This is a genomic window from Campylobacter sp. IFREMER_LSEM_CL2090, from assembly GCF_025771865.1.
Taxonomy (GTDB): Bacteria; Campylobacterota; Campylobacteria; order Campylobacterales; family Campylobacteraceae; genus Campylobacter_D; species Campylobacter_D lari_D.
The window spans coordinates 89,533-114,377 of the sequence record NZ_JAKMRA010000002.1; the positions used below are offsets into that span (position 1 = coordinate 89,533).

A 24,845-nucleotide genomic window follows, 5' to 3' on the forward strand; every position below is an offset into this window, starting at 1 on the left:
TTTATCCTTTTTGTGATATTTAATAATAGTTATTTTAATATACTTTTCTTAATTAATTCAAAACTTGCTCTTTTCTTTTTCTATGGCCTCTAAAAATGGCTTTTGATAGCTTTTATCACTATGTTTTTGCAAAAGCTCTTCTTTGAAATTTTCCAAAATATTAAGATAATCTTCTTGGGTTAAATTAGCTTTGATGAGTTCGTATTTTAAAAATAGCATATAGGTGTTTAACACATCGCTTTCACAGTATTCGTGAATTTTTTCTAATTTGTTTTGATAAAAAAGTTCTAACACTTCATTTCCATGCACATCATATTTTCCAGGAAGTCCTGCCATAGCACAAAGCGTGTCAAGTCTTAAGCCTTTTTGACCAAAACTTCCTAAAGATTCTAATAAATCACAATGTTTATTTTCTACAAATTTGCTTTTATAGTTATTCCATTTATCGCTTGCGTCCAAATAAGCACTTGCGTTGATATTGTATTTTAATGCTCTTATAACAAGCAAAGGCATGTCATAGCTTTTACCATTAAAACTTACAAGGCGAGGTTGGTGTTTATCTATGAAGTTAAAAAACTCTTCTAACATTTGTTTTTCATTTTCGCCTTTGATTTTATTGACTTTGATAAAATTTCCAAATTTATCTGCAATCACTGCACAAATGCTTACAACTTTATGAAAAGGTAGGGGTAAAAATTCACTTCCACTTTCTTCTTTTTGTCTTTCTAAAGCTTGCTTGCTAATGCTTAAATCATCGCCATTAAAATCATAAAGATGTTTTATCAATTCTACATCAGGAATGCTCTCACAATCAAAAACACAAATATATTCTTGCATGATAAACCTTTTTTTAAAAAAATCTTTGTTAAAATCATAACAGAAAATTTAAAAATAAAGTAGTATATGAAAATAGGTTTGGTTAAATTATCCGCACTTGGAGATATCATCCATGCGGTAATTGTTTTACAATTTATTAAAAAGCATTATCCTAAGGCGAGTATTGATTGGTTTGTAGATGCAAGATTTGCAGGATTATTGCAAGATCATCCAATGATCAATGAAGTTTATGCCCTGCCTTTAAAAGATAGAAAATTCAAAGAAGTTTTTGCTATGCTTTTTGAAGCTAGGCAAAATAAATATGATGTTGTGATTGATTTGCAAGGTTTGATTAAATCTGCTTTAGTGAGTAAATTTTTATGTGCTAATACTTTTGGTTTTGATCAAGAAAGCATAAAAGAGGGCTTTGCGAGCAATTTTTATACGCATAAATTTGCGTGTAATTATGAAGAAAATATTATCGTGCGTAATCTTTCTTTGGTAGCTTATGTGCTAAATGAGCATTTTGATCATAGTGATATAGAGTTAAAACAAAGTTGTTTTAGCGTAGATGATGAGTTAAAAGAAGAGCTAGAGCAAAGACTTTCTTTAAGTGAAAGTGCGCCAAATATACTCATACATGTAGGCTCATCTATGCCTAATAAAATTTACCCAAAAGAGCGTTTGATACTACTTTGTAGAATGCTTTTAGAGTATTTTACTAGTGCAAAAATCATGCTTGGTTGGGGCAATGTTAATGAGTTTAATTTTGCTAAAGATATAGTTTTAAATTTAAAACATTTGAAAATAGAACTTGCGCCAAAATTAAGCTTAAGCGAGCTTTGTGCTTTAACTAAGGCAAGTGATTTGATTATCGGAAATGATAGCGGGCCTACTCATTTAGCCTTTGCATTAAACAAGCCTTCTATAACGATTTTTGGTGCTACTCCTAGTCAAAGAAATGCTTATGAAACAAATATCAACAAAACAATCAATGCAGGTAAAAAAATACTGCATTCAAAGCATATCGATAAGAGTGATTTTTGCATACAAAATATCGATGAAAAAGATATTTTTAAACTTGCTTGTGAGCTTTTAGAAAAATGATAAATTATGTATATCTAAGCCTTTTTTATATATTAAAAGCCCTTGTGAAGATTTTACCTTCAAAGCTTTTAAACTCTTTTGCAAATTTGGTTGCTTTGATCACTTATAGGCTTAATCACAAACACCGCAAAATCATTGACATAAACTTAAAAATTTGCTTTCCTGAAAAAGATCAAAAATGGCGTGATGAAACTAGCCTTAATATCTATAAAAATTTTGCTAAATTTGGGATTGATTTTATCAAAAATCAAGATGCAAGCAAAGAAGAAATCGTCAATAAAATTTGCTTTGATGATGAGGGGCAAATTTTAAATATAATGCAAAGTAAAAGACCCTTGATTGTAACTACGGCTCATTATGGTAACTGGGAGCTTTTGGCTTTGTCTTTTGGGGCTAAATTTCAAGGAATTTCCATAGTTGGAAGAGCACTTGATAGCGTGATAATGGATAAAATTTTAAGTAAAAATCGCACGCAATTTAATATAGAGCTTATAGAAAAAAAGGGCGGGCTTAGAAAAATGCTAAAAGCCTTAAAAGAAGGTAGATCGCTTGGAATTTTAACCGATCAAGATGCAGTGGATAGTGAAAGTGTAAAAATACAATATTTTAACCAAGAAGTAAATTTCATAGCAGGTGCAAGTGTACTTGCTAAAAAAACAAATGCTATGATTTTACCTTGTTTTGTGTATCAAAAAGATGAGAAATTTTTTGTAAAAACTTTTAAGGCTTTAGATGCAAGCAAGGCAAGTATAGAAGAGCTTACTAAGTATCAAGCAAAGTGTTGTGAAGAGATGATTAAATTTAAACCTGATGAGTATTTTTTCTTTCATAAGAGATTTAAAAGATACAATCATGAATTATATTTATAGGGTATAAAATGGATTTAAAGCAAATTAGTGTGATAATGATTGTTAAAAATGCTCAAAAAACTTTAAAAGCTTGCTTGGAATCTTTGCAAGAATTTGGCGAGATAGTTTTGATAGAAAATGATAGCAATGATGATACTTTAAAAATTGCTTATGAATTTAGTAAAAGTTATAAAAATATCAAGATTTATCAGCATAAATTTATAGGTTTTGGACCTTTAAAAAATTTAGCCATAAGTTATGCTAGCAATGATTGGATTTTTAATATTGACGCAGATGAGCTTGCTAAGAAAGAATTTTTACAAGAATTAGGGCAAATTGAGCCTAATAAAGAAGATATCATAGCTTTACCAAGAGAAAATTTATACAATGGAGAGTGGATTAAAGCTTGTGGATGGTGGCCTGATTATGTAATGCGTGTGTTTAATAAAATCCATACTAGTTTTAATGAAAATTTAGTGCATGAGAGTTTGATTTTACATGAAGATAGTAAAAAGATTAAGTTGCAAAATGGTTTGAGGCATTTTGCATTTGATGATATCGATGGTTTGCTAGATAAGCTTCAAAAATACTCTAAGCTTTGGGCTTTGCAAAATTTACATAAAGAAAGTAGTGTTTGTAAGGCTTTACTAAGAGGAATTTGGACTTTTTTTAGAAATTATGTTTTAAAAAAGGGAATTTTTTATGGCTATAAAGGCTTTATCATAAGTACTTGCAATGCTTTGGGAGCTTTTTTTAAATATATGAAATTATATGAGCTAAAAAGGCAAAAGCCAAAAACTTGTGCTTTAATCATCACAACTTATAATCAAAAAGAAAGACTTGCTTTGGTGCTTGATAGCGTTAAAAACTTAGAGCCTTTGCCAGATGAGGTTTTGATAGCTGATGATGGAAGCAAAGAAGATACAGCTAAGCTTATACAAGCTTATCAAAAAGATTTTCCTTGTAAGTTAGAGCATATTTGGCAAGAAGATGAGGGGTTTCGTGCCGCAGCAAGTCGCAATAAAGCAATCAGAGCTTCAAATAGTGAATATATTGTTTTAATCGATGGGGATATGATTTTAGAAAAAAACTTTATCAAAGATCATTTAAAATTTGCTAGTTTAAAAACTATCTTGCAAGGTTCAAGAACTATTTTAAACGAAAAAGAAAGCAAAGAACTTTTAAGCAAAAATGATTTTAGCTTAGCTTTTAATAAAAAGGGTTTTAAAAACAAAAGAAATGCTTTTTTAGCTAAATGTGTATATAAATTTTCAAAGCTAACTAAGAAGTTTTTTAAAAAATCACAACTTGTTAAAGGCAGTAAAACTTGCAATATGAGTTTTTATAAAAGTGATTTTGAAGCTATTAAAGGATTTAATGAAAAATTTATAGGCTGGGGCAGAGAAGATAGTGAGTTTGTGGCTAGATTTTTATTTAATGAGGGAGTGTTTAAAAGGCTTAAATTTAATGCTCTGGCTTATCATATCTACCATGAAGAAAATAGCAAAAATATGCTTGAAATCAATCATCAAATTTATCTTGAAACTATAAAAAATGAAAAAACAACTTGGAGATAAGGCATGAAAACCGTAGGCGTAGTAATCCCCATATACAATGTAGAAAAATATCTAAAAGAATGTTTAGATAGTGTAATCAATCAAACCTATACTAACTTAGAAATCATACTCGTAAATGATGGTAGTACAGATGAAAACTCACTCAATATTGCAAAAGAATATACTCTAAAAGATAAAAGAATAACTCTTTTTGATAAAAAAAATGGTGGTTTAAGTAGTGCTAGAAATGTAGGTATAGAATTTTTTTATGGTGAATATGAAATACAATATATTGAAAAAGAAAATGAATTAAATATTTTTAAGATTGTTGGCAATAACCCACAAAATATTTATAAAATTTATAAACATAAAAATGCTTTAGTAGATGATAAATTAGAAATTCCAAAGATTGATTATATTATCTTTTTAGATTCTGATAATTATTGGGAGTTAAACTGCATAGAAGAGTGTGTTATAAGAATGCAAAATGTAGATGTATTATGGTTTGACCATACTTGTATTTATGATGATGGTATAGAAGATAAGGGTCAAAAAACAAGGATGAATATATTTAATTTCACTCAAGAATGTACTATCACTCCAAGAGACTATGCTAAGCAAGCTATAAAAGTAGGTTCAAGGGATATCTCGTTTAGCTGGGGTGGTATGATAGATTTTTCATTTTTAAAACAATTAAAACTTAAATTTATTAACAAAATCATCAATGAAGATATTCATTTTGGTATGGTTTTATTTAGCTGTGCTAATAATATTTATATTTTGCCAAAAAGATTGTATTTGTGCCGTTTGAGAGCAAATAGTATATCAAATCATGATAAGAAAGTCACAAAGGCAAATGTATCAGAGTACTTTAAAGACTTATATGAATTTTTTGGAGAAAATGCTAAAGAGGCAAAAAACTATTTAAAAGCAGCAAGTAGGATGATAACAGCTTTAGAGTTGATAGAATTTTTTAAAGATCAAAAAAATGAAAATTTTCAAGCTATAAAGGAAACCTTTCTGCCTTTTTATGTAAAAAAGGCTTTGAGGATTAAAAAATTTAAAAAAGATCCTTTAAATTTAAAAGAAAAATTACCTATAATAAAACCTTTTATCCAAACAAAAATTCCTTATGATCTTTGGAAAATTTGGCAAAAAATAAAAGGTATTTTTAGATAAAATCAACTTTGCAAAATGATTTTATCTATCATTGAATCTTTTTTTATAGATTTAAAATGCGTGAGTTTGTGTAAAAAACTTTGCTTTTGAATTTCTTCCCAAAGAGTTGGATTAAATTTTTCTTTGGCGCTAAATTGTAATAAATGACATTCTATATCACTCATATTTTTATAGGTATCATTTACAAAGCCATGTTCTTTTAAAAGTTCAAATATGATATGCAGTACAAAATAATAGTGATTTTCATTTGATTGCTCATTTTTCCAATAATTTATTAAAATATCTTTTAGAGTTTGAATAAAAGTATTGCTTGCTTTGGCTATCATAAAACTACTTAGCATTTTAACCTTAAAATCATCATTCCAGTTAAAATATCCATAAGAAAAATATCCACTTTTGATAAATTTTTTCAATTTTTCTTTACTAGGTTTTGTTTTTGATCTTTCAAAGATAAAAAAATCCTTATCACAAAGCTCATTAGGAATTTTAGAGCTTAAAAATATACTTGCATCACACCATATACCTCCATAAGTTGCAAGTAAGCATACTCTTAAAAGATCTGAAAAAAAAGTTATAGTTTTTTCTCCAAAAAAATTATTTTCCAATTTTTCTATAACATATGGTGGAAAATCAATATACTCTTTTATATTATCTTTATCTAAAATGATGATTGTGTAGTCATCTTTCATTTGACTTTGCACTGAATTGAAACATTGTTGTATCATAGGTGAAGCTTGATTTTTACCTTGATACCAAAATTGCCAAATAATTTTATCGTTTTTAAAATGATGTTTTTTTTCAAAATCAAAATGAGGAATTTTTCCTTCTAAAAAAGGGTTTATATAGTTGTTTGAAAGATAATTAGCCACTTTGGGGTGTTCTAACTTATATTGAATATGATTTCTTAATTTTCTTCTTATTGATTTTATAGGTATAAATGAGCTTAATTTTTTTATTAAATTATTATAAAATAAAGGGCTATTTTGTTGTATTTGCATATATATTCCTAAAAAGTTTTTTGATATAATATCAAAAATAATTAAGGTTATGCATATATGAAAATCATCGGCGTAGTAATCCCCATATACAATGTAGAAAAATATCTAAAAGAATGTTTAGATAGTGTAATCAATCAAACTTATACTAACTTAGAAATCATACTAGTAAATGATGGTAGTACAGATGAAAACTCATTTAACATAGCAAAAGAATACACTTTAAAAGATAAAAGAATCACTCTTTTTGATAAAAAAAATGGTGGTTTAAGTAGTGCTAGAAATGTAGGTATAGAATATTTTAGTGGAGAATATAAACTCAAAAATAAAACCCAAACTATAAAAGAAAATTCTTTAATAGAATTTAACATAGAAGGTAATAATCCTTATGAAATATATACTGTATATAAAAGCTATAAAGCTTTTAATGATGAACAAGATTTAACTAACTTTACTTATCCTATTATAGATTATATTATCTTTTTAGACTCTGATGATTATTGGGAATTAAACTGCATAGAAGAATGTGTACCTAGAATGGATGGGGTTGATGTGGTTTGGTTTGATGAAGCAAAATACTATGAAATATCTTGTAAAAATCAAAGTCAAAGTAGTAGATTAAAAGATATTAATATAAAACAAGAAAAAAAGATTACTCCATTAGAATGGTTGCGACATTTAGCAAGAAGCAAGATGAAAGATTTTTCTTTTGCTTGTTCAGGTATGATAAATTTTAATCATATAATAGATAAAAAAATAAAATTTAAAGATGGTATTTTTGCTGAAGATCATTTATTTGGAATTTTGCTTTTTTCGCAAGCTAAGAATATTTATATTTATCCTAAAATATTTTATTATTATAGAATTCGAGCTAATTCTTTGACAAATCAAGATAAAAAAATTACCAAAGATAATATTCTTCCATATTTTAAAGATATATTTATTGCATTTGAAGAGAATGCAACTTTAGCAAAAGAGTATTTTAAATGCGCTAGTTGGGTGCAAACTAGTTTAGAATTAGTGCGATTTATAGAAAATTATCATGATAAAAAAATTTCTTCACTATTAAGAGATGTTATTTTATACTTTTATATCAAAAATGCATTTAAAATTAAAAAAATTGGTAAAGATCCTTTGTGTATTAAAGAGAAATTACAACTATTAAAACCTTATAAAATTTCTAAAATCAGATATGTGATTTTTAGAAATTATTTTTATATTAAGAAATTATAAAAGAATTTGTATTATATCTTGTATTTCTTTTGTATTATTTGTTTGGAGAAAAGTGTAGTTTTCTAAAATATAATCTAAATCATCATATTTGGGAATAAAATTTTTTTGAATTTTATCAATAGCTTTTGCTAAATCTTCTTTAGAGCGAATATTAAAACATTCATTGAGTAATTCAATAAAATTAGTATTTTCACCAAAATTTATAATAGGTTTTTTTAATAGAACTGCTTCTATTAGAGATGTTGCAGCTATTGCACATGTAGCTTTAGAATATTTTATAAGTTCAGTAGAGTTCGTATCTATATCTATAATTTTTACATTTGACATCTGTTCTAAAAATTCATAAAATTTTAAGCTTCTAAAATAATGAATATTGTTTAGATATGGCAATTCGTTTTCATAGCAAAAAAATTGATGCGGGTGTTCTTTGACATAAATTTTCCAATTTTTGGGCAATAAATTTGATAGGAGTTCAATAATAAATAATTGAGATGATAGTGTTGTTCTATTCATAATTGAAGCTTCTGGTTCTAGGTGTAATGGAAAGTATATATAATTATCTTCAAAATCAGCTTTTTGTGAAATTTTCTTATATATTTTTCGAAGATTGTTTATATATACAGACTGTCTATATATTTCATATTTTGAAAGAAAAAACATTTCTTTGTTTTTAATTAAGTTGTACTCTAAATATATACCTCCCAATTTTCTTTGAATTATTCTAGGTAGGGTTTTTATTTTTGTTTTATAAAAATATTTTAAAGGATTTTTAATTCCTATTTTTTTATTTGATGTTGAATTGTTAAAAAAATTATAGAGGTTTACTTTAGTTTTGTTGATACTTTTTATGTTTTTAAAACTATGACTATTTAAATGTAATAGTTGATAGATTTGTTGATTGTTAAAATCACTAGATATTGATAGTAGATAAACTGGGATGTTGTGTTTTAAAGCAATATCAAAAGGAATGCTATCCCAATCACCACCATGCTCTATTTGATCGGAAAATATCATATCGATGCGGTTGTTATTAAAATAATCAAGCCAGAAAGAAAGTGCTTTATAATATAAATTTTGTATTACACCAGTATCTAGATAATACCTATGGTAATATTTTTCAAGTTTATATTGAGTTGATCTAAATTTTAATATTTCTTCATATTTTAAATCATAATTTATTTTATGAATATTATTTATTTTTTCTCTGATTTGTCCTTGCGGATAAAAAAATTTTACAAACTCTTTATACTTTTCCTTGGCTCTTTTTATATCATTGGTAATTAACATATCTATCTTAATATATTTGTTAAAAGATAAAAATTGCTCTATTAACTGTAAATCTAGATCTATTAGGATTATTTTTTTCATTATTTTCCTTATTTTTATTTTTATTATATAATATAGTTTTTAAAAAGCAACTTTAGTAAAATATTTAAAGAAGAATTATGAGTAAGAATATATTAGTCACAGGTGCAGATGGTTTTATAGGTTCGCATTTAGTTGAAATGCTTTATACACAAAGCAAAGACAAGGATTCTTTGTTTTATGGTTATAAAATTAAAGCTTTAAGTCAGTATAATTCTTTTAATTATTGGGGTTGGCTTGAAGATATAGAGTGTTTAAAAGATATTGAAGTAGTTTGTGGAGATATTAGAGATCCACATTTTTGTAAAAATATCACTCAAGATATAGAAATCATCTTTCATTTGGCGGCTTTAATAGCCATACCTTTTTCTTATGTTGCTCCAGATAGTTATGTAGATGTTAATATAAAGGGTACTTTAAATATCTGCCAAAGTGCATTAGAAAATAATGTAAAGCGTATTATTCATACAAGTACAAGCGAGGTTTATGGTACGGCTTTGTATGTGCCTATTGATGAAAAACATCCTTTGCAAGCACAAAGTCCATATTCAGCAAGCAAAATAGGTGCTGATGCTATGGCAATGAGTTTTTATAATGCTTTCAATCTCCCACTGACCATAGCAAGACCTTTTAATACCTATGGCCCAAGGCAAAGCGCAAGGGCGGTGATCCCAACTATCATCACTCAAATTGCAAATGGAGCTAAACAAATAAAGCTTGGAGATGTAAGTCCTACTAGAGATTTTAATTATGTGAAAGATACTTGTTTAGGGTTTTTAGAGTTAGCTAAATGCCAAAAGGCTATAGGTGAAGTGGTAAATATAGGATCAAATTATGAAATAAGCATAAAAGATACTTTAGAACTCATTAAAAAACTTATGAAATCAAATGTAGAATTTATCACAGAAAATGAACGCGTTAGACCCGAAAATAGTGAAGTATTTAGGCTATGGTGTGACAATAGCAAGATCAAAAGCCTTACTAACTTTTCACCACAATATGATATAGAAAAAGGTTTAGCTCAAACTATAGAGTGGTTTAGTAGTTCTTTAAATTTAAAAAAATATAAAAGTGATATTTATAATATTTAGGATTTTTGTGAAAGAAAAAATAATCATTATTGGAGCTGGAGGACATGCAAGAGCATGTATGGATGTTATAGAGCTTGAAGGTAAATTTGAAATTGCTGGTTTTGTGGATAATGATATAGAAAGTGCGTATTATCCATTGCTTGGGAATGATGGTGATTTAAAAAAATTATTTAAAGAATATAAATATGCCTTAATTGGTATTGGACAAATTAAAACTTCATTGCCGAGAGTGCAAATTTATGATAAGTTGAAAACTATAGGTTTTAGATTGCCAACTATTATTTCGCCGCTTGCTCATGTGTCAAAAAGATCTTTTATTGATGAGGCAACTATAATAATGCATCATGCCTTGGTAAATACAAATGTCAAGATAGGTAAAGGTTGTATAATAAATTCAAAGGCATTAGTTGAACATGATGCTATAATTGAAAATTTTTGTCATATTAGTACAGCTAGTGTTGTTAATGGGGGTTGCTTGATAAAGCAGCATAGTTTTTTGGGGTCAAATACTCATTTAAAACATGGTAGTATTTTAGGCGAAGATAGTATAGTATATATGAAAGGAGTATAATGATGAAATATTGTGATTATTGCGTAATGCCAAATACGAGACCAGGGATAAAATTTAGTAAAGATAAAAATGGTAAAAATATTTGTTCAGCTTGTGTAAATCATAAAAATAAAGAAAATATTGATTATGAAGCTAGATTTAAAGAATTAGAAAAACTTTGTGATAAATATAGAAGAATGAATGGTAAGTATGAGTATGATTGTGCTATTGCGGTAAGTGGGGGCAAAGATTCTCATTTTCAAGTACATATTATGAAAGAAAAATTAGGAATGAATCCTATTTTATTTAGCGTAGAAGATAATTTTACTATGACTGAAGCTGGGAAGAAAAATTTAAAAAATATTTCTGAAGAATTTGGCTGTCATCTTATAAGTTTAAAACCTGATATAAAAACTCAAAAAAAAGTTATGTTGAAAACCTTTGAAAAGTATGGAAAACCTACCTGGTTTATAGATAGATTAATCTACTCTTACCCTTTTGCTATGGCTTTGAAATTTAACACACCTTTGCTTGTCTATGGGGAAAATATTTCATATGAATATGGCGGGAATGATAACATCGAAACTCCTGATGCAAGTGGTATTTTTTTAAATGGAGTAGCGAGTGATTTGGATATTAATGAATTTATAGATGATGAAATAAAGGAAGAGAATTTGCAATTGTTTTTTGATCCACAAAAAGACGATTTGGGTAATCTTCATCCTATATACTTGAGTTATTTTGTTAAATGGAATTCTTATTCTAATTATGTTTTTGCCAAAAATAGAGGGTTTAGTGATTTAAATGGAGAATGGGACAGGAGACATTGTGCTGAAAATTTTGATCAAGTTGATAGTATTGCTTATTTAATTCATCCATGGATGAAATACCCAAAATTTGGCCATGCTATGGCTAGTGATTATGCAGCTAGATTTATAAGATATGGACTTTTAAGCAGAGATGAAGCCGTAAAAATAGTAAAACAAAAAGATCATAATTTGGATAATAAATGTATAGAAGATTTTTGTAATTTTTTAGGTATTTCAAAATCTAAATTTTGGAGTATAGTAGAAAAGCATTATAATAAAGAGTTATTTTATAAGAATGAATTTGGAGAATATAAATTAAAAAATGAAATACAATAAAACTCTTGTTATAGCAGAAGCTGGAGTTAATCATAATGGTGATATAAATTTAGCTAAAAAGCTTATAGAAGTAGCTAGTGAAGCTGGGGCTGATTTTGTAAAATTTCAAACTTTTGTAGCTGAAAATTGTATAAGTAAAAATGCCAAAAAAGCAGAGTATCAACTCCAAGCTACTGATGAAAATCAAAGCCAGCTTGATATGGTTAAAAAATTAGAACTTTCTAAACAAGATCATGAAATTTTAATAGAACATTGTAAAAAATTTAATATTAAATTTCTTTCCACTGCTTTTGATTTAGAAAGTATTGATTTGCTTGTAAAATTTGATATAGAAATTTTTAAAATTCCAAGCGGAGAATTAACTAATCTTCCTTACTTGAAAAAAATTGCTAGTTTTAATAAAAATATCATCTTATCGACAGGAATGGCCACTTTAGGTGAGATTGAAAAAGTTTTAGATATTTTGGTGCAAAATGGCACTCAAAGAGATAAAATCATTATTTTACATTGTAATACAGAATACCCTACACCTTTTGAAGATGTAAATTTAAGAGCTATGCAAACTTTAAAAAAAGCCTTTTGTTTGCCCGTAGGATATTCTGATCACACTTTGGGTATAACTATACCTATAGCAGCTGTAGCTATGGGAGCTTGTGTGATAGAAAAACATTTTACTTTAGATAAAAGTATGCAAGGGCCTGATCATCAAGCTTCCTTGGAACCTGAAGAATTAAAAGCTATGATTAAATCCATAAGAGAGCTAGAACAAGCTTTTGGAAATGGTGTTAAAATTCCAAGCAAAAGCGAAATTAAAAACAAAGCCATTGCTAGAAAATCTCTTGTAGCTAAAAAAGTTATAAAAAAGGGCGAATGTTTTAGTGAAGAAAATCTTACCACAAAGCGACCGGGGGATGGAATTTGTGCTATGAAATATGATAAATATTTAGGTAAAATTGCTAGTAGAGATTATGCTGAAGATGAGTTAATTGATGAATAGAAAAATTTGTGTTATTAGTGGCACTAGGGCTGAATGGTATTTGTTAAGAAATTTATGTAAATACATTGAACAAGATAATGAATTAACTTTGCAGCTTATTGTTACAGCAGCTCATTTAAGTCAAGATTTTGGTTTTACTTATCAAGAGATTGAAAAAGAATTTAAAGTAAATAAAAAAATTCCCATTTTGCTTAATAACAATGATGGTGTAGGTATTTGTAAAAGTATGGGGCTTTTACAAATTTCACTTTGTGAAGCTTTTGAAGAATTAAAACCTGATATTGTGGTGATATTAGGCGATAGATATGAAATGCTCTCTTGTGCTAGCGCTTGTTTGGTAATGCAAATTCCCTTAGCACATCTTTGTGGAGGTGAGCTTACCTTGGGAGCTATTGATGATAGCATTAGGCATGCTATTAGTAAAATGGCGCATTTGCATTTTGCTAGTACTCAAACTTATGCAAATAGAATTTTGCAACTTGGAGAAAGTAAAGATAGAGTTTTTAATGTAGGTTCTCTAGGGGGAGAAAATATCAATAATATGAATTTTTTAAACAAGGAAGATTTGCAAAAAGAATTGAATTTGATATTTGATGAAAATATATATTTAATAACTTATCATCCTCAAACGATACAAAAATCAAGCGTTAAAAAAGAAATAAAATTATTGCTTGAATTTTTAGATAATTTGGAAAATTCTACTTTAATTTTTACGAAAGCAAATGCTGATGAGAATGGTTTATATATTAATGAGCTTTTAAATGAGTATTGTATAAAACAATCTCATAAAGCAAAGTTATTTGATAATTTGGGCTCTAAAAGATACTTAAGTTTAATGAAAATAGCAAATATGCTTATAGGAAATAGCTCAAGTGGAATTTGCGAAAGTCCTTTTTTAAGAATTCCTTGTATCAATATAGGTAACAGGCAAGAAGGAAGAATTTTTGCTGATAATATTATAAATTGTGATATTTATCATTTAAAACAAGCGTTTTTGTATGTTAATACCAAAGAATATCAAGATAAGCTAAAAAATTTCATTAATCCTTTTGAGTGTGAAGGTAAAAATACAAGTCTAATGATAAAGGATATTTTAAAAAATATTTCTTTGGAAAAAATTTTATATAAAAAATTTGTGGATATGCAATGAGTATTGAAAAATTAAAACTTGCTAAAAATGCAAGCATACAAGAAGCTTTAAAAATTATAGGTAGTGAGCGTGTTAGAATAGCTTTGGTGGTAGAAAATGATAAATTTTTAGGTGTAATTAGTGATTCTAACATTAGAAGAGCTTTATTAAATGGCAAAAAGCTTGAAGATAGTATAGAAACAATTTATACTAAGAATTCGCTAACTATTAAAGAAAATACAAGTAAAGAAGAGCTTTTAAAATTAGCTAGTCAAACTGATATTTATGATTTTCCTGTCTTAAATAGCGAAAATGAAGTCATAGCTATAAAATCTATTGCTTCAATTCTTAAAGAAAAAAGCTTTGAAAATGAAGTAGTTCTAATGGTTGGAGGTCTTGGAAGTAGATTGGGTGAACTTACCAAAAATACTCCAAAACCTATGTTAAAAATAGGTAAAAAACCAATACTCGAAAATATTGTTTTAAATTTCAAAGAACAAGGTTTTAAAAAGTTTATATTTTGTGTAAATTATAAAAAAGAAGTTATTTGTGATTATTTTCAAGAAGGCAAAAGTTGGGGTGTTGAAATTTCTTATATTAAAGAAAAACAAAAACTTGGCACTGCCGGGGCTTTGTCTTTGGTGAAAGATATGAAAAAATCATTTATTGTTATGAATGGAGATATTTTAACTAAACTTGATTTTGATCAACTTATTCAAGAGCATAAAAAAAGTAAAGCAGTGATGAGTGTGGTACTTAGAGAATTTGAGCAACAAATTCCTTATGGTGTTGTGAAAATTTCTAACAATGATATAAAAGATATAGAAGAAAAACCTATGCAGAAATTTTTAGTTAGTGCTGGAATTTATGTATTAGAACCAGAAGTTTTAAAGTATATCAAAAAAGATGTGTATTTGGATATGCCTAATTTGATTAAGCGATTGTTAGATAAAAAATTAAAAATAAATTCTTATATATTGCAAGATTATTGGATTGATATAGGAAGACTTGAAGAATATGAAAAGGCGATTATTGATGCAAATAATTAAGAATAGTTTAAATGATATTTTGGCAATCATTCCTGCGCGTAGTGGAAGTAAGCGTCTTATTCATAAAAACATTAAAATTTTAAAAAACAAGCCTTTAATCGCATGGAGTATTGAAGCTGCTTTAAAGTCTAAATATATAAAAAATGTCATGGTTAGCACAGATTCTCAAGAATATGCAAGGATAGCAATGCAATATGGAGCGCAAGTGCCTTATTTAAGAGATAGATCTTTATCAGATGATACATCATCTTCTTTTGATGTTATAAAAAATATTATTGATTTTTATGCTGATAAAAATATTAGTTTTAAATATATTGTTTTGTTACAACCTACAAGTCCTTTGAGAAATAATAAACATATTGATGAGGCATTGGATTTATTTTTTAAGAAAAACGCTAATTCTGTAATTAGTGTTTGTGAGTGTGAACACTCTCCTCTTTGGAGCAATACTATACCAGAAAATGGCGCTATGGATTCATTTTTGCCTTCAGAGATTAAAAATTTACGCTCACAAGATTTAGAGAAACATTACAGACTTAATGGTGCTATTTATATAGCAAAAATAAAAGAATTTATGCAATATAAAGGTTTTTTTATGCCAAATAGCTTTGCTTACAAAATGGAGTCTATTTATTCTATAGATATTGATACGGATTATGATTTTAAAATGGCTAGTTTGTTGTTAAAAAGTGAGTATATTTAAATCCTACTCTCTAACCCTAAAATTTCTTTTTCTAAAACTTCTAATATTTTTTTATTAAAATGCTTATATTGAAAAATATTAGTTAATTTTTTAATGTATTTTAAACTTTGCTTTTTATGCATGTAATTTTGCCATAAAATTTCTTTATTTTTGTTTTCATATCTACCATTTTCATTAAATTCATAGCGGTATATACATTCTTTCGATATAAAAAAACTTTCACTAATCAGAAAATTTACATAGTTAAAAAGCACATCCTCTCCATAGCAAAACCTCTCTTTAAAATCAACATGCTCAAAACTTTTTAAAATCAAATTTTTCCTATATACTTTTGCCCAAACACTCCAGCAAAAATGTTTCTGTTTAAGTAAAAATTCCAAAAATTCATCTTTGTTAAAAAGCCCATCTTGTTTAAATCTATAAAATTTCTTAAATTTCACCCTATGTACATATGCATCAAACACTACCATATCTACATTTTTGATTTTTTCAAGCCCAACTTCACAAGCATTAAGCTCTAAATAATCATCAGGATCTAAAAACATTATAAAATTTGATTTTGCATTTAATACACCTATATTTCTACTAGCAAAAGTTCCTAAATTCTCTTCATTATGTATGATTTTTATCCTATCATCTTTACTAGCATATTCTTTAGCTATATCTATACTTTTATCATTGCCAAGGTCATCTACTATAATGATTTCTATATCTTTAAAAGTTTGGTTTATACAACTTTCTAATGCTCTAGCAATATATTTTTCTACATTATAAGTTGGTAGTATAATTGAAATTTGACTCATTTTAGCTCTTTAAATAAAGTGATGATATAATTATAGCTTTTATTTTTAAGGAAAATTATGAATATTTTTATCAACCTTCCTACTTGGCTTGGCGATGCGGTGATGGCTAGTGCGGCTATTTATGCTATAAAAGAAAAATATCCTCAAGCTAAATTTACTTTTTATGGTTCTTTTGTAAGCACAGAGCTTTTTAAACGCTTTGAAAATGCTCAAATTTTAGTGGAAAATAAAAAGCAAAGATATAAGCAAATTTTAAAAGCTAGAAAAAACTTTGGTAAATTTGATCTAGCTTTTTCGTTTCGCTCGGCATTTTCAAGCAAGATCATTTTAAATCTAATCAAAGCAAAAAAAAGATTTTATTTTGATAAAAATATTCTAAAAGAAGAACACCAAGTCTTAAAATACTTAAATTTCATAGAAAAAGCCTTAAATTTTAAAGCCACTTCAAATGCTTTAAAACTCCCTATAAAAGCAAAATCAACTCAAAAAATCTTAGGTATAAACCCGGGTGCGCATTTTGGAAGTGCCAAAAGATGGGAAGCGAACTATTTTGCAAGGGTAGCAAAAGAATTTAGCTCAACTCATCAAATTTTAATCTTTGGAGTAGAAAGTGAGAGAGAAATTTGTGATGAAATTGAGTATTTTCTTCTAAAAGAAGGTATCAAATCAAAAAATCTTTGTGGTAAAACTAGTATTTATACTTTATGTAAAAATATTTCTATGCTTGATTTGCTCATCACAAACGACAGTGGTCCTATGCATATAGGTGCAGTTTATGGGGTGAAAACGGTGGCTATTTTTGGCTCGACTAAATTTAGTCAAACCTCGCCTTGGCAAGAAAATGCTAAAATAGCACATTTAAATTTAGCTTGTATGCCTTGTATGCAAAAGGTCTGCCTTTTAAAACATCATAAATGTATGAAAGAATTAAAGCCTGATGTGGTAATAAATTTAGCAAAAAATTTTTCAGGAGTATAAATGGTTTTTAGTTCTTATGAATTTATATTTATATTTTTACCTATAGTTTTAATTATATTTTATATGCTTAAAAAATTTAATCATATTCAAAGTGCAAAATTATTTTTAGTTTTAGCAAGTTTATTTTTTTATGCCTTTTGGAAGGTTGAATATGTTTTGATTTTATTGCTTTCTATGGGTGTGAATTTTTATCTTGCAAATTTAATTTTACTTAATAGGGGGAGGATAAAGCTATTGTTTTATAGCGGAGTGTTTTTTAATTTAGTCTTACTTGCTTTTTTCAAATACACCGATTTTCTTTTAGAAAATTTTAATGTATTTTTTCAAATAGTCCAACTAGATTTTAATATTCCTTTACCGCATATATTACTACCTTTAGCTATATCTTTTTTTACTTTTCAGCAAATTGCTTTTTTAGTTGATTGTTATAAAAGAACAAATATAGAAGGTTTAAAAAGTGAAAATACATATAAAATAAATATTTTAGATTATGCTTTGTTTGTAACATTTTTTCCTCAGCTTATAGCAGGTCCAATAGTGCATCATAAAGAAATGATGCCTCAATTTAAAAGTATGCTTTGGAATAATTCTATTCTTATTAATTGGGAAAATATAGCCAAAGGATTATTTATATTTTCTATGGGTTTATTTAAGAAAGTATATATTGCTGATTCTTTTGTGCTTTGGGCTAATGCAGGGTTTAAGATAGCTGAAAATGGAGGTGCTTTAAATATTTTTGAAGCTTGGGCAACTTCTTTATCTTATACTTTTCAGCTTTATTTTGATTTTAGTGGCTATTGTGATATGGCTATAGGTATAGCTTTATTTTTTAGTATAAAACTTCCTATTAATTTTAACTCTCCTTATAAAGCATTGAATATAAGTGATTTTTGGAGAAGATGGCATATAACATTAGGTAAATTTTTAAAAGATTATTTATATATACCTTTGGGTGGTAATAGGGTTTCTAAGATTATAAATTTAAGAAATCTTTTTATAGTGGCTTTTGTAAGTGGAGTATGGCATGGAGCTGGATGGGGTTTTGTGATATGGGGAGTGTTGCATGGACTAGCTATGGTGCTTCATAGAATATATGTATTTATAATCCTAAATGCTAAATTTAAAGAAAATATTATTTATAAAATATTTGCATGGTTTATAACTTTTAATTTTATTAATCTTGCGTGGATATTTTTTAGAAGCGAAAGTCTTCAAGGTGCTATAAATCTTTTAAAAGCTATGTTTGGTTTAACTTGGGTAGATTTACCAATAAAATGGCATAGAATGAAAGAATCTTTAGCGCAAATTAGTGGTAGCAATGAAACTTTAATTTATATCATCGTTTGTATGATTTTATGTATTGGGTTTAAAAATAGTATTGAAAAACTTGAAAAGTTTAAAACTAGTTATATAAATTCTTTATTAGTCATGCTTTTTTTATATATAGCTTTGATAACTTTAGGAGTAGTTCCTTATACTGAATTTATTTATTTTAATTTCTAAGGATAAAAATGTTTAAATCATATAAAAAATTTGTAATTTATTCTTTAGTAATACCTTTGCCTTTTATATTGTTTTTAGGAGTTTTACTTTATGTGTATGATCCATTGCAACTTTATCATGAACCTTGGTTTAGAAAAAAAACATATTACAATGATTTAACTATTAGCTCCAAAGGTATAATTGATCACAATAAATTTGATTCTATAATTTTTGGAACTTCAATGCTTCAAAATACTTCATCTTTTGAAGCAACTTCTAAACTTGGAGGGCAATTTATCAATTTATCAATAGGTGGAAGCACTTTTGAACAAAGAAAGATTATTTTAGACTATATATTGAAAAAACATACTATTAAACATTTAGTAATATCTTTAGATGAATTTGCAATTATGGATGTAAAATTTCAAAATTTTTCTAATTTTAGCTATTTATATGATCAAAACACCTATAATGATTTAAAAATTTATCTTAATAAAAAATTTATTTTCTGCACATTGAAATTTTCTAGTAATAAAAAATGTGTTGGAGATGATACTGAGTTAGAAAATTTACCAAAATGGATTAAAAGCCCAATTGCACAAAAACAATTTGGAGGGATTGGAAATTGGATTAAAAATATAGAAGAGGGTGTCCGAAAGGATATTAAAAAAATTGTGCAATTATACAATGGAAATTACATACATGATTATTCGAGTATAGATCTTAATGTTTTAAAAAATCATATTGATATTTACATATTTAACTATGCTAAAATGTATCCAAATGTCCAGTTTTCTTTAATCTTGCCAACTTATTCTAGAGTTTATCACAAGATGGCACAGGTTGATTTTCAATATTACCAACAATGGGTAGATTTGGTAAAATATATTATTTTAAAGTCAAAAACACTTGAAAATGTTAAAATATATGGATTTGATGATTTAGATTATGCAGATGATATTGCAAATTATAAAGACTTAAATCACTATAATATAGACATGAATTCAATGCAACTTGATGCTATTAAAAACCAAACAAACATTTTAACGCCTGAAAATATGGATGAGTATTTTAAAATTATGGAAGAAAAAATCAAAAATTATGATTTAAATCCTTTAATTGAGCAAATAAAAGCAAGCGGTATTTTAGATAAATAGTGTAAATAAAAGCTTTTTTTGCATGAAAACCTCTTGCAAAAGCTTGATAAATGTGTTAAACTTAACAATCATTTTTAATCAAGGAGCTTTTTATGACTAAAGCAGATTTTATTTCTCAAGTTGCTCAAACTGCTGGGCTAACTAAAAAAGATGCAACTGCAGCTACTGATGCAGTAATCGCTACTATTACTGATGTATTAGCTAAAGGTGATAGCATTAGCTTTATCGGTTTTGGTACATTTTCTGTGGCTGAAAGAGCTGCTAGAGAAGCTAGAGTACCAAGCACTGGTGCTACTATCAAAGTACCTGCTACTAAAGTTGCTAAATTTAAAGTAGGTAAAAACCTTAAAGACGCAGTTGCTGCTGCTAAAACTGCTAAAAAAGCTAAAAAATAATTCTTTGCGCAAAAGTTAAAAAACTTTTGCGTTTTTCTTCATAGTTAAGTATTAATTTTCTTTTGATATTGTTTTTAAAAATATTAAAGGAAGACAATGTCAGTTTATAATAATATCTTAGATTGTATAGGTAATACCCCGATTATTTCTTTAAAAGAATTTGCTCCAAATCTTTATGCTAAATGCGAGTATTTTAATCCAAGTCATTCTATAAAAGATAGAGCGGCTGTGGAGATGATAAAACAAGCTTTAAATGAAGGTAAAATCAATCAAGAAACAACCATTATAGAAGCTACAAGTGGAAATACCGGCATAGCTTTAGCAATGATTTGTGCAAGCTTAAAGCTTAAACTTATCATAGCTATACCTGAGTCTATGAGTATTGAGCGTAGAAAAATGATGAGTTTTTTTGGTGCAAAGCTAGAACTTACTCAAGCAAGTAAAGGCATGCAAGGAGCGCTTGATAGAGCTAATGAGCTTTTGAGTGAAATTCCAAATTCATTTATGGTAAGTCAATTTGAAAATATCAACAACAAAAACGCACATAAAAAAAATACTGCTTTAGAAATTTTAAAAGCTTTACCTGATCTTGATATTTTTTTAGCAGGTTTTGGTACAGGTGGGACTATTAGCGGGGTAGGAGAAATTTTAAAAGAACACAATCCTAATGTCAAAATCATAGCCTTAGAACCCGCATCTTCGCCACTTTTGAGTCAAAATACTGCTGCAAGCCATAAAATTCAAGGTATAGGTGCAAATTTTATCCCTAAAATTTTAAATCAAAAAATTATAGATGAGATAGTTTGTGTAAGTAATGAAGATGCTATAAATACAGCCTTAGAGCTTGGTAAAAACGGCATAATGGCAGGAATTTCAAGCGGAGCAAATGTACATATGGCTAGAAAAATTGCTTTAGAAAACCCTGATAAAAAAGTCTTGACTATGTTAAATGATACAGCCGAGCGATATTTGTCAACTGATTTATTTGCAAATTTATAATTAGGGGTGTGTATGAGTCAAAATAATGAGCATTTTGATTTAGATCTTGAAAGGGCGATTTTAAGTTCTTGTATATATAGTGAAGATTCTTTTTTTAGTGTTTCTTCGGATATTGAAATTAATGATTTTTCGCTCAAAGCTCATCAAGATATTTATAAAGCTATTTTAGCTTGTGTGAATGCAGGCGAGCCTATAAGTGCAAGTTTTATAAGAAAACATAAAAAAGTAGATGAGCAAATTTTAGCTGAAGTTTTAGCTACTACTTCCATAGCAGATGTGAGTAAATACGCTTATGAATTAAGAGAAAAGTCCATTAGACGCCAACTTTTAAATTTTGCTTATACTATACCTACAAGGGTAAATGAAGATAAAAGCATTTCTCAAATCTCAGATGAAATAGGCAAAGAAATTTTTAATCTTACAAACCGTGTAAATAGTAATAGTATTAAGGATATGACTATGGTGATGTCTGAGCTTATGGATGAGTTTAAAAAGCAAAAAGAAGCTGAAAATAAAGATATTTTGGGACTTGATACAGGTTTTAGTGAGCTTAATAAAATGACAAAAGGCTTTAAACCCGGCGATCTTGTAATCATCGCAGCACGCCCTGGCATGGGAAAAACTACAATTTGTTTAAATTTTATAGAAAAAACACTAAGGCAAAATAAAGGTGTTGTAATGTTTTCACTAGAAATGCCTGCTACGCAAATCATGCAAAGATTAATCAGTGCAAAAACTTCCATTCCTTTGCAAAAAATTCTAATCGCAGATTTAAACGATGATGAGTGGAGTAGGGTAGGTGATGCTTGTAATGAATATGCGCAAAAAAATCTTTATATTTATGATAGTGGTTATGCTAGCATAGCAGACATTCGTTCAATTTTACGCAAAATCAAGGCTCAAGATGAGAGTATTGAGCTTTGCGTAGTTGATTACATCGGTCTTATGATGAGTAACTCAGCTTTTAATGATAGGCATTTACAAGTGAGTGAAATTTCAAGAGGTTTAAAGCTTTTAGCAAGAGAATTAAATATGCCAGTAGTGGCACTCTCACAGCTTAATCGTTCATTAGAAAGTAGGGCAAATAAGCGTCCTATGCTTAGTGATTTAAGAGAAAGTGGCGCTATAGAACAAGATGCAGATACGATTTTATTTGTATATAGAGATGAGGTTTATAGAGAGCAAGAAGAAAAAGAAAGAGAAAATAAAGCTAAAAATGAAGGCAAAACTTATGAGAGAAAATTTATGCCAAATCCTGTGCAAGAAAAGGCTGAGCTTATTATAGGTAAAAATAGAAATGGTCCTGTAGGGCATGTGGATTTGCTTTTCTTAAAAGAAAAATCGTGCTTTATTGAAGCTCCAAAAGAAGATTTTGTAGTTACCAATTTTGAAGGTTAATTTAAAGAATAGCGATAATCGTTTTGTATAAAAAGCTCTAAATCTTTAAAATCAATTTTTCCCATCAGCTCTTTTACGAGCTGTTTGTATATTATTTTTTCATCTTTAACTATAAAAGCTGATCTTGCCAATAATCCTGCAAATATACTATCATGTATTAATACTCCATAATTAGCGCCAAAATCTTTAAAGGCAAAATCACTTGCAACTATGATATTATCAATTCCTTCAGTTGCACAAAAACGATCCATAGCAAAAGGTAAGTCCATGCTAATAACAATCACTTCAATGTTTTTTATAGATGCCAATCTTTTGTTAGTTTCTTTAGCTTGTTTGGAACATACTTGAGTGTCTAAGCTAGGAAAGGTTAATAAAATTTGAGTTTTTCCAGGCGGTGCTATTTCTACTGAGGCAAGATTTTTAGTTTTTAAAGTCACTTTTGGAGCATTATCGCCAATTTGCAGTTGATTTCCTGTGAGTTTTATGTTTTGTTTTTTATATATAATGCTTGACACAATTTTCCTTTTTATAATAAAATCATCTTAGCTAAAAGTAAAAAGCTGAAAAAACCCAAACCATCAGTAATTGCAGTAATCACAACACTTGAACCTACCGCAGGATCAATTTTAAATTTTTTCAAAGTTAATGGCACAAAAGAGCCTACAAAACCGGCTAAGGCTAGATTGATTAGCATTGACAAAGCTATAACAAGTCCTAAAAGGGCTGTTTTAAACCATATAAAAGCTATAATACTCATAACGCTAGCAAATATAAGCCCATTTAATAAAGAAATTCCACTCTCTCTTAATATAACTTTTTTAGCATCTTTGAATTCTACTTCATTGAGTGAGAGTTTTCTAACTGTTACCGCTAAGGCTTGTGAGCCTGTGTTACCTCCCATGGAAGCTACAATAGGCATAAGTACTGCTAGAGCTACAAGTTGTTCTATTTCACCTGAAAAAAGACTGATGATATTAGCTGAAATTAATGAAGTTGTAAGATTAATCATGAGCCAAAAAGCTCTTGCTTTAGCTGCTTTAAAAGCACTTTCTTCTTCAACATCTGCATCAACTCCGGCTAAATTATAAATTTGCTCTGTTGCATTTTCTTGGATTAAATCATGAATATCATCATAAGTAATTCTACCCAAAAGCACTCCATCATCATTTATAACAGCCAAAACACTTAAATCATAATCTTCTACTATATCAATAGCCTTTTGTATATCTTCATGATCTTTAATGCTATAACATTTATATTTTTCATTGTTGTTTTTAATAATATCTGCAAAACTTAGTTTAAAATCCCAAAGCAAGAGATCGCTTAGGTTGATAGCATTGCAAAGTTTTCCTTGTTTATCTATGATATAAACTTGAAAAATTTGATCTACTTGTCCTGAATGCTTTAAAATTCTATATCTTTTAATGGCCTTTTCTATACTTTCATTAATAGAGGCTGTGAAAATTTCTGTTTGCATATAAGCACCAGCAGTATTTTCATCATAATTTTTAAGGCGTAAAATTTCTTCTTTATCTTCTGAACTTAAGCGGTTTAAAATAGCTAAAGTTTTTTGTGGATTTAGCTCTTCAAAACGCTTAATTAAGTCTGTTGCATCATCACTTTCAAGCTCTTCTACTGCTTTTGCAATCTTTATAATGCTTAAGTTTTCTAAAATATCTTCTAAGATATGTTCAGGCGTTATAGTAGCTACATTTGCAAGTGTGTAAGTATCAAAAGATTTAAGAGTTTTTAAATAAAGCTCTTCATCATGCCTTTTGATAGTTTTTAAGGCTTCATTGATTTCATAGGTACTTTGATCTTTGAAAGTATTTTTTAAAAGTTCTTGTGCTTCTAAAAAATCATTCATCAT

23 protein-coding genes and 1 pseudogene are annotated in these 24,845 nt (G+C 28.0%); 18 read left to right on the top strand and 6 right to left on the bottom strand.

The window, feature by feature from the left end; translation table 11 throughout:
- Positions 1–57: 57 nt before the first annotated feature.
- On the bottom strand, positions 58–837 hold the full coding sequence (locus tag L8V85_RS01640; protein WP_220567218.1) for a 3'-5' exonuclease: 780 nt from the start codon (positions 835–837) through the stop codon (positions 58–60).
- A gap of 66 nt (positions 838–903) precedes the next feature.
- Between L8V85_RS01640 and waaC the strand changes: the two genes are divergently transcribed.
- The 4 genes and pseudogenes from waaC to L8V85_RS01660 all read left to right on the top strand — a co-directional run bounded on the left by waaC (position 904) and on the right by L8V85_RS01660 (position 5,525).
- Entirely contained in the window at positions 904–1,923 is a 1,020-nt protein-coding gene (gene waaC, locus L8V85_RS01645; RefSeq protein WP_261545120.1) for a lipopolysaccharide heptosyltransferase I, read from the top strand.
- The gene (locus tag L8V85_RS01650) at positions 1,920–2,792 is read left to right on the top strand and encodes a lipid A biosynthesis lauroyl acyltransferase (protein WP_263737341.1); all 873 of its coding nucleotides are present in this window, start codon (positions 1,920–1,922) and stop codon (positions 2,790–2,792) included. The genes waaC and L8V85_RS01650 overlap by 4 nt, the downstream gene beginning before the upstream one ends.
- An 8-nt stretch (positions 2,793–2,800) precedes the next feature.
- Positions 2,801–4,348, top strand: coding sequence for a glycosyltransferase family 2 protein (locus L8V85_RS01655; RefSeq protein WP_263737342.1), 1,548 nt, complete (start codon positions 2,801–2,803; stop codon positions 4,346–4,348).
- A 3-nt stretch (positions 4,349–4,351) separates the two neighbouring features.
- A pseudogene (locus L8V85_RS01660) lies at positions 4,352–5,525 on the top strand (glycosyltransferase family 2 protein).
- On the opposite strand, the gene L8V85_RS01665 reads toward L8V85_RS01660, so the two are convergent.
- Positions 5,509–6,504, bottom strand: a complete 996-nt coding sequence (locus L8V85_RS01665) for a capsular polysaccharide synthesis protein (RefSeq protein ID WP_263737343.1) — start codon at positions 6,502–6,504, stop codon at positions 5,509–5,511. The pseudogene L8V85_RS01660 and the gene L8V85_RS01665 sit on opposite strands and share 17 nt — an antisense overlap.
- Before the next feature lie 57 nt (positions 6,505–6,561).
- On the opposite strand from L8V85_RS01665, the gene L8V85_RS01670 reads away from it, so the two are divergent.
- On the top strand, positions 6,562–7,734 hold the full coding sequence (locus tag L8V85_RS01670) for a glycosyltransferase family 2 protein (protein ID WP_263737344.1): 1,173 nt from the start codon (positions 6,562–6,564) through the stop codon (positions 7,732–7,734).
- Here the strand turns inward: L8V85_RS01670 and L8V85_RS01675 are convergent.
- The gene (locus L8V85_RS01675) at positions 7,729–9,102 is read right to left on the bottom strand and encodes a hypothetical protein (protein ID WP_133319723.1); all 1,374 of its coding nucleotides are present in this window, start codon (positions 9,100–9,102) and stop codon (positions 7,729–7,731) included. The two genes, L8V85_RS01670 and L8V85_RS01675, sit on opposite strands and share 6 nt — an antisense overlap.
- Positions 9,103–9,179: 77 nt before the next feature.
- Here L8V85_RS01675 and L8V85_RS01680 point away from each other — a divergent pair, with 77 nt between their 5' ends.
- From L8V85_RS01680 to L8V85_RS01710, 7 genes are read left to right on the top strand one after another with little or no spacing between them, the layout of a single operon-like run.
- Positions 9,180–10,190: an NAD-dependent 4,6-dehydratase LegB gene (locus L8V85_RS01680; RefSeq protein ID WP_258108821.1), complete on the top strand. Its 1,011-nt coding sequence runs from the start codon at positions 9,180–9,182 to the stop codon at positions 10,188–10,190.
- Between the two features lie 7 nt (positions 10,191–10,197).
- Positions 10,198–10,761 carry an acetyltransferase gene (locus L8V85_RS01685; RefSeq protein WP_258108820.1) on the top strand — a complete coding sequence of 188 codons (564 nt, stop codon included), beginning with the start codon at positions 10,198–10,200 and terminating at the stop codon, positions 10,759–10,761.
- Between the two features lie 2 nt (positions 10,762–10,763).
- Positions 10,764–11,885, top strand: a complete 1,122-nt coding sequence (locus L8V85_RS01690) for an N-acetyl sugar amidotransferase (protein WP_258108867.1) — start codon at positions 10,764–10,766, stop codon at positions 11,883–11,885.
- Positions 11,872–12,882 carry an N-acetylneuraminate synthase gene (neuB, locus tag L8V85_RS01695; RefSeq protein ID WP_133319720.1) on the top strand — a complete coding sequence of 337 codons (1,011 nt, stop codon included), beginning with the start codon at positions 11,872–11,874 and terminating at the stop codon, positions 12,880–12,882. Before L8V85_RS01690 ends, neuB begins: the two co-directional genes overlap by 14 nt.
- A complete protein-coding gene (gene neuC, locus L8V85_RS01700; protein ID WP_263659301.1) occupies positions 12,872–14,032 on the top strand; it encodes a UDP-N-acetylglucosamine 2-epimerase in 1,161 nt (386 codons plus the stop codon). Before neuB ends, neuC begins: the two co-directional genes overlap by 11 nt.
- Positions 14,029–15,060, top strand: coding sequence for a nucleotidyltransferase family protein (locus tag L8V85_RS01705; RefSeq protein ID WP_133319718.1), 1,032 nt, complete (start codon positions 14,029–14,031; stop codon positions 15,058–15,060). Before neuC ends, L8V85_RS01705 begins: the two co-directional genes overlap by 4 nt.
- Positions 15,047–15,763 (top strand): cytidylyltransferase domain-containing protein, encoded by a 717-nt coding sequence (locus tag L8V85_RS01710; protein WP_258108817.1) that lies wholly within the window; start codon positions 15,047–15,049, stop codon positions 15,761–15,763. Before L8V85_RS01705 ends, L8V85_RS01710 begins: the two co-directional genes overlap by 14 nt.
- Here L8V85_RS01710 and L8V85_RS01715 read toward each other — a convergent pair.
- Complete coding sequence (locus L8V85_RS01715; protein WP_263737345.1) at positions 15,760–16,566, bottom strand: glycosyltransferase family 2 protein; 807 nt, start codon at positions 16,564–16,566, stop codon at positions 15,760–15,762. The genes L8V85_RS01710 and L8V85_RS01715 overlap by 4 nt on opposite strands.
- Before the next feature lie 57 nt (positions 16,567–16,623).
- Between L8V85_RS01715 and waaF the strand changes: the two genes are divergently transcribed.
- The 6 genes from waaF (at position 16,624) to L8V85_RS01745 (ending at position 22,975) form a co-directional block, all read left to right on the top strand.
- Entirely contained in the window at positions 16,624–17,544 is a 921-nt protein-coding gene (gene waaF / locus L8V85_RS01720) for a lipopolysaccharide heptosyltransferase II (protein WP_263737346.1), read from the top strand.
- Positions 17,545–19,047 carry an MBOAT family O-acyltransferase gene (locus L8V85_RS01725; RefSeq protein WP_263737347.1) on the top strand — a complete coding sequence of 501 codons (1,503 nt, stop codon included), beginning with the start codon at positions 17,545–17,547 and terminating at the stop codon, positions 19,045–19,047.
- A gap of 8 nt (positions 19,048–19,055) precedes the next feature.
- Positions 19,056–20,183 carry a hypothetical protein gene (locus L8V85_RS01730; protein WP_263737348.1) on the top strand — a complete coding sequence of 376 codons (1,128 nt, stop codon included), beginning with the start codon at positions 19,056–19,058 and terminating at the stop codon, positions 20,181–20,183.
- A 92-nt stretch (positions 20,184–20,275) separates the two neighbouring features.
- Positions 20,276–20,578 carry an HU family DNA-binding protein gene (locus L8V85_RS01735; RefSeq protein ID WP_039619003.1) on the top strand — a complete coding sequence of 101 codons (303 nt, stop codon included), beginning with the start codon at positions 20,276–20,278 and terminating at the stop codon, positions 20,576–20,578.
- 96 nt (positions 20,579–20,674) lie between these two features.
- Positions 20,675–21,577 carry a cysteine synthase A gene (gene cysK, locus L8V85_RS01740; RefSeq protein ID WP_263737349.1) on the top strand — a complete coding sequence of 301 codons (903 nt, stop codon included), beginning with the start codon at positions 20,675–20,677 and terminating at the stop codon, positions 21,575–21,577.
- A gap of 12 nt (positions 21,578–21,589) precedes the next feature.
- Positions 21,590–22,975: a replicative DNA helicase gene (locus L8V85_RS01745; RefSeq protein WP_133319711.1), complete on the top strand. Its 1,386-nt coding sequence runs from the start codon at positions 21,590–21,592 to the stop codon at positions 22,973–22,975.
- Here L8V85_RS01745 and tpx read toward each other — a convergent pair.
- Together tpx and mgtE are read right to left on the bottom strand one after the other, a co-directional pair.
- Positions 22,972–23,490 carry a thiol peroxidase gene (tpx, locus tag L8V85_RS01750; RefSeq protein ID WP_220566323.1) on the bottom strand — a complete coding sequence of 173 codons (519 nt, stop codon included), beginning with the start codon at positions 23,488–23,490 and terminating at the stop codon, positions 22,972–22,974. The two genes, L8V85_RS01745 and tpx, sit on opposite strands and share 4 nt — an antisense overlap.
- Before the next feature lie 11 nt (positions 23,491–23,501).
- Complete coding sequence (gene mgtE / locus L8V85_RS01755) at positions 23,502–24,845, bottom strand: magnesium transporter (RefSeq protein WP_133319709.1); 1,344 nt, start codon at positions 24,843–24,845, stop codon at positions 23,502–23,504.